The following is a 9,994-nucleotide window of genomic DNA, read 5'->3' as shown; positions in this document are numbered from 1 at the left end:
GCCGCGGCCGTGGGCGGCGCGCGCGCGCTGCTGCGCACCCGAGGCACCGAGGCGCAAGCGCTTGGCTTGCCCGACGCCGACGATGCCACCATCCTTGCCGCCATGCTGGCCGATCCCATCCTGATCAACCGGCCGGTGGTGATCGGCCCGCGCGGCACCGTGCTCGCCCGGCCGGCCGAAACCGCGCTGGACGCCCTATGAGCATCCGCCCGGCCCGCATGGAGGATGCCGCGGCGCTGGCTGCCATCTATGCACCTGCCGTGCTGCACGGCACCGCCAGCTTCGAAGTGGAACCGCCGTCGGCCGCCGAGATGGCGCAGCGGCTGATGAAGGTGAAATCGCACGGCTGGCCCTGGCTGGTACACGTCACCATGGGGCAGGTGGACGGCTTTGCCTATGTCAGCCAGTTCCGTGACCGCGCCGCCTATCGCTTCTGCGGCGAGACCAGCGTCTATGTCTCGCCCGACGCCCAGCGCACCGGGATCGGCAATGCGCTGTTGATGGCGGCGGTTGATGCCGCGCGTCAGTCAGGATTTCGTCAGCTGATCGCCGTGATCGGCGACTCCGGCAACGAAGCCTCCATCGGCCTGCATGCCGCCTGCGGTTTCAAGCGCGTGGGGCTGCTGGCTCAGGTGGGCGAGAAGTTCGGCCGACGGCTCGACATCGTCTTCATGCAGCGCAGCCTGGAAGCCGCCCCCGCACCCGCACCCGCCTGAGCCGGACGCCGACCAGCGCCCAACCGGCGAGCATCATCAGCCAGATGCCGGGCTCCGGCACACTGGCCACGTCAGACAACAGTCCGAAGCTGCGGTCGTCCCACTGGCTGCCCACCAGGCCGGCGATGCTGGGCACCAACGACGTGAAGCTGGGCAATGGCAGGTCGCCACCGAACCGGCCGCGCAGATCGAACAGCTGGTTGCCCTCCGCTTCGTTGCCGCGGTCAAGCGGGTGGTAGATCATCGCCCGGTTCCGCGATTCCGGCAGGGAAATCACGATATTGTCGAGGAAACGGCTGTCGGTGCAGCCGCTGCAGGTGATGCCGTGGTTATAGGTGATCGCCGCATAGTTGCCGGCAAAGGTCAGCTGCGTGCCGCTGAGCGAACCCGGATCGAACGAGGTGAAGCCCTGGGTGGTGCCGATCGCGATGTTGTTCAGAATATAGATGTCGGATTGCAAAGGCTTGTCCACGATGCTCCACAGCTGGATGCAATCAGGGTGCGCCTTCGGGGCCTTGCGGATATCGGTGCAGCTGTTGTGGGCGGCAATCACCCGCTGGCTGTTGACGATCTTGACGCCGTCGGACTCGTTGCGCACGAAACGATTTCGCACGGCCAGGCTGTCGGGCGTGGTGAGGAACTGCAAGCCATCGACATTGCCCTCGAAATGGGAATCACGCACCGTCACGAAGCGCGAGTCGAGGACGCGCATGCCGGTGCCCTTGCCGTCGAGATTGCCCAGAACCTTCATGTTGGAAAAGCTGATGTGGCTGGACGTCTGCACCAAGGCGCCGAACAGGTGAATTGTGCCACGGTCGCGGCTGCCGATGGTCAAGCCGTCAAAGCTGATGTTGTGGACAAGGCGCAGTTGCAGGCCTTCCTTCAGCACCGCCCGCCGGCCGTCGACCTTGACCCCGCCGAAATCCCGGCCGGTGATGACAAGCCGGCTGTTGAACACGCCCTCCATGCGGATCGTGTCGCCCGGCTTCACCGCGGCCAGCACGGCTGCCACATTGTCCGGCCGCATCACGAGCACGGTGCCACCGCTCGCCCACGCCGGCCCGGCCAGCATGGCAATGGCCAACAGCAACGCGCGAAGCCAAGACCAGCCGAGCATCTTCCTGTCCCGCATGTGGCAACTCCCACTCGCGCCCGCGGGCAATGCGGCGGGCAGCCGAGGTAACGGCGCGACGCTGCGGGGATTGCGGACTTGCCACGCTGGCAAGGGCAGTTCATGGCGCCGAAATGGCCGTCTCCCAGCTGTTTTCCACTCCGCTCTGGCAATCGCAGCTGGAAGATCCGGTTCTGCTGGAGGCCCTGGCGCACAGCTGCCACAGCCTGGCCGCCGAGGATCGCGCCGGGCAGCGTTGGGCCCGCGATCATCGCTACCGCGGCTATACCAGCTACGCCTCGCTGAATGACCTGCCGGCCCGTGACCCGGCTTTTGCCGCCCTCGCCCGCTGGCTGGTGAAGCAGGCCGGCGCCTTTGCCGGCGCCACCCATCTGGATCTGGCCGGTCGCAAGCCCCGGCTCGACAGCCTGTGGGTCAACATCCTCAAGCCCGGCGGCGCCCACAGCGGCCATATCCACCCGCGCAGCATCATCTCGGGCACGCTGTATGTCGAGGTGCCGACGGGTGCCGGTGCCATTCGGTTTGAGGATCCGCGCCTGCCAATGTTCATGCACGCGCCGCCCCGGCTGGCCAGCGCCCCAGAGCCGCTGCGCAGCTTCGTGACGGTGGCGCCGGCGCCCGGCCTCCTGCTGCTGTGGGAAAGCTGGCTGCGGCACGAGGTGCTGCCCGGCTCCACGCGCAGCGAGCGCGTCTCGATCAGCTTCAACTTCGCCTGAACCGATACGGCCCGCCGCTCCTGGGTGGGGGTGGAGCGGCGGGCCGGGCGGGCCCTCCCCGCCGTGCTGACCGGCCCCGGGGGGAGGCGGTCAGTAATTTGTCACATACACTGCCAATTTAGAAACGGAAGCCCAGTTCTGCACCGATCACCCGGCGTTGACCGGGCGATATGAACGATCCACCGAACTCGATGGCCGGGATCACCTCGTTCAGCCACAATTTGTCGAACAGGTTGTTGGCGAACACCGTCGCCGTCCAGTTCTTGCCCTCGATGCCGGCGCGCAGGTTGACGATGCCGAAGGCGTCGCGGCGGGTAACGTCGTAGCGGGCGTTGCCGACAAAGCCCGGCAGCTGCAGCGCCGAGATCGGCAGCAGGCCGCTGAACAGGGTGGGCTTTTCCTGGTTCTGCACGCTGTGGAACCAGGTCGGGCCGGTCAGGCGATAATCGGCGCGCAGATTGGCCTTCAGGCTGTCGTTCAGCGGCACGCTGACCTGCGTGCCCAGGTTCAGCGTGTAATCGGCGGTGTAGGGGCTCTTGTTGCCCACAGTGTCCGGCCGGCTGGCATTGCGCTTGATCTCGCTGCCGGTGACGTTGCCGGAGCCGAAGATGGTCCAGCCCTCGACGATCTTGGCCGTCAGGTTGAGCTCGCCGCCCCACAGGTCGACCCGGTCGATGTTCGACACCACCCGCAGCAGGCCGAAGCCGCCGACAAAGAATTCGAAGAACTGCATGTCGCGGACCTGGGTGTAATAGCCCGCGAGGTCATAGGTGACGCGGCCATCGAACAGGCTGCCCTTGATGCCGGCCTCGAACGCGCTGGAGCGCTCCAGGCGATACTGGTCATTGATCAGCACCCCGGCATTGATGGTGCCCGGTGTCACGCCGTCGTTGAAGGCATTGTCGACGATCGCGGCCGAGCCTTGGTTGTTGAAGCCGCCCGCCTTGAAGCCCACGCCCCAGTTGGCGAACAGCGCGGTGTCATCGTTCGGCTTGAAGGTCAGGGTCAGCTTGGGCTGCAGTTGGCGGAAGGTGCTGGCGGCCGGCGGGATCGGGCCACCCTGCTGGCCGGGGTTGATTGGCCCGCCGGTGATCGGATCGGTGACGAACGGCACCAGGTTCTGGGCGCGCCGCCGCTCGATGTCATAGCGCAGCGCAGCGCCCAGGGTCAGCTGCTCGGTGGGCTTCCAGTCGACATTGCCGAAGGCGGCATAGACATCGGTGCGGAAGCGGTCGTTGAACAGCTGGCTGGTGGGGTTGGCAGAACCGGGCGCGTTGTAGAGCGTCGGCAACACGCCCTGGCCCAGATCTGCGCCCAGGCTCACCCCGGTCTCGCGGTCGATGTTGAGATAATAGAGGCCCAGCGACCAGTTGACCGGGCCGTCATTGCGCGAAGCATAGCGGACTTCGGCCGAGATATCCTGCTGCTTGCGCACCTGCAGCTGGGTGCCGTCGCAGGTGGTCGGGCTGTAGGCGCCGAAGGTCGACCCGGTGACCGGATCGAAGATGAACGGCACTGGCGTCTGGCCGATGAAGGTGGGCGCCGCCAGCGGATAGCCGGTCAGCGCCGCCGTGGTGGCAAAGCACTGGTTCGACACCGCCACACTGGTGGGCGTGGCACCCGGGAAGGTGTAGCGCGCGAAATCCGCCGAGGTGCCATCCGCGGTCAGCGACTGGTCGACATCGGAGAACAGCGCCCAGGCCGACAGCGTACCACCGCCGAAATCATGCTCCAGCCGCGCCGAGGCTTCCCAGGTGGACTGCGTGTTGGTGGGCCGGATGTTGCTGTAATAGCGGAACTGGCGGTCGTTCACATTCTCGTAGAAGGCCGGGTTCACCGCAGCGAAATTGGGCAGGTGGAAGCTGGCGTTGAAGTTGATCGACGCGCCCGACAGATAGGCGTGGCGGGCCTTCACGTCGAGCGTGGTGGCATCGCCCAGCTTGGCAACGATGCGGCCATCGATGCCATAATTTTCCTGATCGTCCACCACCTTGGCGTTGTTCAGGAACTCGTTGCGCCAGAAGCCGTCGGTCGTCTGGTAATTGGCGGACAGCACGAAGCCGATGCCATCGCTCAGCGGGCCGGCGATGTGGGCGAAGGCCTGCGCGGTCCCCAGCTCGCCGTAGTTGGCGCGCACGGCGCCCTCCAGCACGTCGCCGGGCTTCAGCGTGGTCATCACGATGGCACCGGCCGCCGCGTTGCGGCCATAGAGCGCGCCCTGCGGCCCCTTCAGCACTTCCACCTGCCGCAGCGTGCCCTGCACCTGGTTCAGCTGGGCGGTGTTGGTCTTCAGGATGCCATCGACAACCAGCGCCACCGAGCTTTCGGCATCTCTCGCGCCGTTGAGGCCGCGGATGTTGATCTGCGTGTCCCCGGCCTCGGCCGTGCCCGACACGATGGTGACGCCCGGGGTGAGCTGCAGCAGTTCCTGGCTGCGGAAGGTGCCAGTGGCGGCCAGCGTCTCGGCCGTGATCACCGACACCGAGGCCGGCACGTCGATCAGCCGTTCCGACGACCGCCGCGCCGTGACCAGAATCTCACCGCCCTCGGCCTCGGCGTCCTGCGCCAACGCCGGGCTGGCGGCCGCCACAATCATCGCTGCCGTCAGCAGGAGCCGCGGCTTCACGAACCTGTCAGTGCTGCGCATCATCATCCCCATTCCCCCCTGCCGGCCGGCGTGTTGTGGCCGCTATTGTATACAAAAATGGATGGATGCAAGCTGCCATTCGTCCGTTTTGCTGCTATGCAGAGTGTGCGTCACAGTTTTGCAACACGGGAAGGCCGAAGGCGCGGGGGACAATGTGCTCAGGATGAATCGCGTGTCATGAACAGCAGCGCCGCCGACCGTGCCTATGCCGAGGTGCGTGGCCTCATCCTGTCCGGCGATGCCAGCCCCGGCACGCCGCTGCGCGAGGAGGCGCTGGCCGATATCGTCGGCGTTTCCCGCACGCCGATCCGCGAGGCGCTGCGCCGCCTGGAGGCCGAGCTCTATGCCGTCCGCACCCGCAGCGGCCGCCTGGTGGTGGCGGATTGGGACGTGGACGATGTGGCCGAGATGTTCGCCCTGCGCGCCATGCTGGAAGGCCATGCTGCCGCCCGCGCGGCGGTGCGCATGACGGCCTGCGAACTCGATCAGCTGAAGGCCTGCAACGTCGACCTCGAGGCCGCCATCGCCGCCTCCGAGCCGGACATCGCCGGCTTCCTGGCCGCCAACCGCCGCTTTCACGACATCGTGCTGCGGACGTCGGCTTCGGTCCGGCTCACCACCATGCTGGCCGGCCTGGTGGAACAGCCGATCGTGCGCCGCACCGCCACCCGCTATGACCGGAGCGACCTCGAGCGCTCCGCGCTCGAGCATGGCCAGCTCATCCAGGCCTGCGCGGCGCGGGACGCGGAATGGGCCCGATCGGTCATGACCGCCCACATCCGGCGCGCGCTTCACGCCTTCCGGGCGGCAAGCCCCTCGAAATAGGCGATCGCATCGCCCAACGACACGATCTCCGCCGTCTTGGCGGCAAGGTCGAACAGATTGGCTTCGTGCACGCTGGCCAGCCGGTCGCCCACCGCATCCCTGACCACCAGCGGCACAAAGCCATGGCAGATGGCATCAACAGCGCTGGCGCGCACGCAGCCGGAGGTGGAGAGGCCGGCAATCACCAGCGTGTCGATCCCGGCCCGGCGCAGCTGTTCGGCAAGATTGGTGCCGAAGAAGGCCGATGGATACTGCTTGGTGATCACCGCCTCTCCCGGCGCGGGCTCCAGTGGCGGCTCGAAATCGCCCAGCGGGCTGCCGGCCTCGAACAGCTTCAGTGCGGCGATCTTGCGGAAGAACACGCCGCCATCCGCGCCGCCCGGCTGATATTCGACCCGCGTGTGAAACACCGGCATGCCGCAGCGCCGGGCCGCCGCCAGCAATACGGCTGCCGCATCGCGGGCGGCCTCCACGCCGGCATAGAGCGCCGAGTCGGGCACAAAATAGGCGCGTGCGAAATCGATCATCAGCAAGGCCGGCTGGCGGCCTGGAACGAGGCCCTGGCCAAAGCCCGCCGCGGCATAATCCGCATCCGCCCCAATCTGGCCCGACGTGGTGTGATTCACGCTTTTCTCCCGTGCCGCCGTCTATACAGGGGAGCAGCGCCTTTGTATACAAAACGCCATGCCCGCCCCATCTTCTCCCACCGACCCGGTGACCATCGTAGAGGTATCGCCCCGCGATGGGTTGCAGAACGAATCCGTTCTGGTGGGAACCGCTGACAAACTGGCGCTGATCAATCACCTGGTCGCCATGGGCGCCACCCGCATCGAGGTGGCGAGCTTCGTCAACCCGCGCCGGGTGCCGCAGATGGCCGACGCGGAAGGCGTGGTGGCCGGTCTGCCCGCAGCCCCCGGTGTGCGCTTCATCGGTCTTGTCCTCAACGAGCGTGGGGTAGACCGGGCGATCGCCACGCGGGACAACGCCCGCCCGCTCGACGAAGCCGGCTGCGTGCTGGTCGCCACCGACACGTTCGGCATCGTCAACCAGGGGCAGACCATCGCCGACGGCATCGCCGCCAACACCGCCATGCTGAGGAAAGCGAAGGGCGCCGGGCTGTTCGCGCAGGTGACGATCAGCGCCGCCTTCGGCTGCCCCTATGAGGGCCCGGTGCCAGCAACCCGCGTGGTCGAGCTTGCCACCCGCATGGCCGAGGCCGGCGCGCAGGAGATTGCGCTGGCCGACACGATCGGCGTTGGCGTGCCCGGGCAGGTGGGTGAGCTCACCGCCCGGGTGATCGAGGCCATCGCCCCCGTTCCCATCCGCCTGCACCTCCACGACACGCGCGGACTGGCCCCCGCCAACGCCTGGGCCGGCTATCTCGCCGGCTGCCGCACCTTCGATTCAGCGCTCGGCGGGCTGGGCGGCTGCCCGTTCGCGCCCGGCGCGGCCGGCAATGTCGGCACCGAAGAGCTGCTCTATCTGTTCGGCCGGTCCGGCATTGCCACCGGCTATGATCTCGACACCACGCTGGCGGCCAACCGCTGGTTTGCCACCATCATGGGCCGCGCCCTTCCGAGCCGTGCCGGCAAAGCCGGCGATTTCGTCGCGCGCCCAATCCCCACCGGAGTGAACTCGTGAGCTACAGACTGGGCGTCGATGTCGGTGGCACCTTCACCGATCTGATCGTGATCGACGAGGCGACGGGGCGCGCCGTGCGCGACAAGGTGCCGTCCACCCCGCATGATCCGTCCGAAGCGGTGATCGCCGGCGCCCGCCAGTTGGCGGAGAAGGCCGGCATTTCGGCGGAAGACCTTTCGCTGTTCCTGCACGGCACCACGGTCGCCACCAATGCCGTCCTCGAACACAAGATCGCCCGTGTCGGCCTGATCGTGACGGAAGGCTATCGCCACATCCTGCAGATCGCCCGCAGCCTCGTGCCGGGCGGGCTGGCGGCGTGGATCGTGTGGCCCAAGCCCACCCCGATGGCGCCGCTGGAAGCCACGATCGAGGCCGTCGAACGCATCGGCGCCGATGGCGCAATCGTGCGCCCGCTCGACGAGGCGGCGCTGCGCCAGAGCCTGAAGCGGCTGGCCGAGGAGAAGGTGGAAGCCATCACCGTCTGCCTCATGAACAGCTACATGAACGATGCCCACGAACGGCGCATCGCAGAGATCTGCGCCGAGGAACTGCCCGGGCTGCCGATCTCGCTGTCGGCCGACATCCTGCCCGAGATGCAGGAATATGAGCGGGCGCTGACCACGGTGGCCAACAGCGCCGTGCGCCCCACCGTGGCGCGCTATGTCGGCAACCTCGAACAGGCACTGAAGGACTGGGGCACGCCGGCCAAATTGAGCCTGCTGCGCTCCGACGGCGGCTTGATGAGCGCCGAGAAGAGCCGCACCGCGCCGGTGAACCTGTTGATGTCGGGCCCGGCCGGCGGTGTGGCGGGCGCCGTGTGGATCGCGAAGAACGCCGGTTTCCCCAACGTGCTGACGCTCGACATGGGCGGCACCTCCACCGATGTCGCGCTGATCGAGGATTATGCCCCGCGCCTGCGCCGCGAAACCAGCGTCGGCCACCTCACCGTGCGCGCTTCCAGCCTCGACGTGAAGACGGTGGGCGCCGGCGGCGGCTCCATCGCCACCGTGCCGGAACTGACGAAGGCGCTGCGTGTCGGCCCGCAATCGGCCGGCGCCGTGCCCGGCCCCGCCGCCTATGGCCGCGGCGGTGAGCTGCCCACCGTCACCGATGCCAACGTCGTGCTGGGCTATCTGCCGGAAAATCTGCTGGGCGGCGCCTTCCGGCTGGACCGTGAAGCCTCGCGCCGCGCGGTGCAGACCGTGGCCGACGCACTGGGCCTGCCGCTGATGGACGCGGCGGCCGGCATCATCGCCATCGTCAACGAAACGATGTTCGGCGCGCTGCGGCTGGTGTCCGTGCAGCAGGGCTATGACCCCAGGGATTTCGCGCTGATGGCCTTTGGCGGCGCCGGGCCGCTGCATGGCAACGCCATGGGCATGCTGATGGGCAGCTGGCCGGTGATCATCCCGCCCTCGCCCGGCGTGCTGTGCGCCTATGGCGATGCCACCACGAGGCTGCGGGTGGACGCGCAGCGCAGCTTCAACAAGCTGGTGACGCAAACCAATGACGCCGAGGTTGGCGCGGTGATCGACGAGCTCATCACCCAGACCAGTGCCGAACTGGCCAGCGAGGGGGTTGCCGCCAGCGACATCGAAATCCGGGTCGAGATCGACATCCGCTATGCCGGCCAGGCCTTCGAGGTGCCGCTCGCCTCGCCGCCGGGATCGACCATCGCCAGCCTCGCGGCCCGCTTTGATGCCGAGCACAAGCGGCTGTTCACCTTCAACCTGCCCGTGCCTCAGGAGCTGGTGAACATCCGCGTCGTCGCGCTGGGCAAGGCCGCCAATGTCGCCGCCGAGCAGATCGCCCGCGGCAATGGCAATCCCGCGGCTGCCCGCGTGCGTGATCACGAGGTGTGGATGGACGGCGCCGCCCGCGCCGCCGTGATCTATGACCGGGCCGGGCTGCGCGCCGGCGACGTGGTGCAGGGCCCGGCAGTGATCACCGAGATGGATTCGACCACGCTGGTCCACAACGGCCACATCGCCACGGTCGATGCGGTCGGCAACCTGCTGATCACGCCGGCCTGATGCACGGCGGGCGCCCCATCCCGATCGCGCTGCTGGCCGGCGCGCTGCTGCTGGCCGCGCCGGCCAGCGCCGAGGTGGTCGATGCCCGCGCCGACGGCTTCACCAGCCACCATGTGTCGGTGATGCCGACGCGGCCGGACATGGTGTGGCAGGCGCTGGTCAACTGGCAGGCCTGGTGGGACCCGGCACACAGCTACAGCGAGGTGCCCGGTGCGCTGCGGCTCGATGCCCGGGCCGGCGGCGCGCTCGTCGAACGCTGGCCGGGCGGCAGCGTGGAGCATGCC

At 67.8% G+C, this 9,994-nt stretch carries 9 protein-coding genes and 1 pseudogene; 7 read left to right on the top strand and 3 right to left on the bottom strand.

Annotated features, from left to right (window positions below):
- Window positions 1-201, top strand: a 201-nt coding sequence (locus GJV64_RS07205) for an ArsC/Spx/MgsR family protein (RefSeq protein ID WP_328799166.1), incomplete at its 5' end; no start/stop codon positions are given.
- Entirely contained in the window at window positions 198-716 is a 519-nt protein-coding gene (locus GJV64_RS07200; RefSeq protein ID WP_164156587.1) for a GNAT family N-acetyltransferase, read from the top strand. The genes GJV64_RS07205 and GJV64_RS07200, both read left to right, overlap by 4 nt.
- Here the strand turns inward: GJV64_RS07200 and GJV64_RS07195 are convergent.
- The gene (locus GJV64_RS07195; RefSeq protein WP_164156586.1) at window positions 670-1,848 is read right to left on the bottom strand and encodes a right-handed parallel beta-helix repeat-containing protein; all 1,179 of its coding nucleotides are present in this window, start codon (window positions 1,846-1,848) and stop codon (window positions 670-672) included. The genes GJV64_RS07200 and GJV64_RS07195 overlap by 47 nt on opposite strands.
- Before the next feature lie 113 nt (window positions 1,849-1,961).
- Here GJV64_RS07195 and GJV64_RS07190 point away from each other — a divergent pair, with 113 nt between their 5' ends.
- Entirely contained in the window at window positions 1,962-2,564 is a 603-nt protein-coding gene (locus GJV64_RS07190; protein ID WP_164156585.1) for a TIGR02466 family protein, read from the top strand.
- A 118-nt stretch (window positions 2,565-2,682) separates the two neighbouring features.
- Here GJV64_RS07190 and GJV64_RS07185 read toward each other — a convergent pair whose 3' ends face one another.
- Window positions 2,683-5,160: a TonB-dependent receptor gene (locus GJV64_RS07185; protein ID WP_235927641.1), complete on the bottom strand. Its 2,478-nt coding sequence runs from the start codon at window positions 5,158-5,160 to the stop codon at window positions 2,683-2,685.
- A 228-nt stretch (window positions 5,161-5,388) separates the two neighbouring features.
- Here GJV64_RS07185 and GJV64_RS07180 point away from each other — a divergent pair, with 228 nt between their 5' ends.
- The gene (locus GJV64_RS07180; RefSeq protein WP_164156584.1) at window positions 5,389-6,036 is read left to right on the top strand and encodes a GntR family transcriptional regulator; all 648 of its coding nucleotides are present in this window, start codon (window positions 5,389-5,391) and stop codon (window positions 6,034-6,036) included.
- On the opposite strand, the gene GJV64_RS07175 is transcribed toward GJV64_RS07180, so the two are convergent.
- A complete protein-coding gene (locus GJV64_RS07175; RefSeq protein WP_235927640.1) occupies window positions 6,003-6,662 on the bottom strand; it encodes an isochorismatase family protein in 660 nt (219 codons plus the stop codon). The two genes, GJV64_RS07180 and GJV64_RS07175, sit on opposite strands and share 34 nt — an antisense overlap.
- A 58-nt stretch (window positions 6,663-6,720) precedes the next feature.
- Between GJV64_RS07175 and GJV64_RS07170 the strand changes: the two genes are divergently transcribed.
- From GJV64_RS07170 to GJV64_RS07160, 3 genes and pseudogenes are all read left to right on the top strand, one after another.
- Entirely contained in the window at window positions 6,721-7,677 is a 957-nt protein-coding gene (locus GJV64_RS07170) for a hydroxymethylglutaryl-CoA lyase (RefSeq protein ID WP_164156583.1), read from the top strand.
- Window positions 7,674-9,710: a hydantoinase/oxoprolinase family protein gene (locus tag GJV64_RS07165; RefSeq protein ID WP_164156582.1), complete on the top strand. Its 2,037-nt coding sequence runs from the start codon at window positions 7,674-7,676 to the stop codon at window positions 9,708-9,710. The genes GJV64_RS07170 and GJV64_RS07165 overlap by 4 nt, the downstream gene beginning before the upstream one ends.
- Window positions 9,710-9,994, top strand: a pseudogene (locus GJV64_RS07160) (SRPBCC family protein); the annotation flags it as partial. The gene GJV64_RS07165 and the pseudogene GJV64_RS07160, both read left to right, overlap by 1 nt.

It is taken from the genome of Sandarakinorhabdus rubra (assembly GCF_010994245.1).
Lineage (GTDB): Bacteria > Pseudomonadota > Alphaproteobacteria > Sphingomonadales > Sphingomonadaceae > Sandarakinorhabdus > Sandarakinorhabdus rubra.
This window is presented reverse-complemented; position numbering and strand designations above follow the sequence as displayed.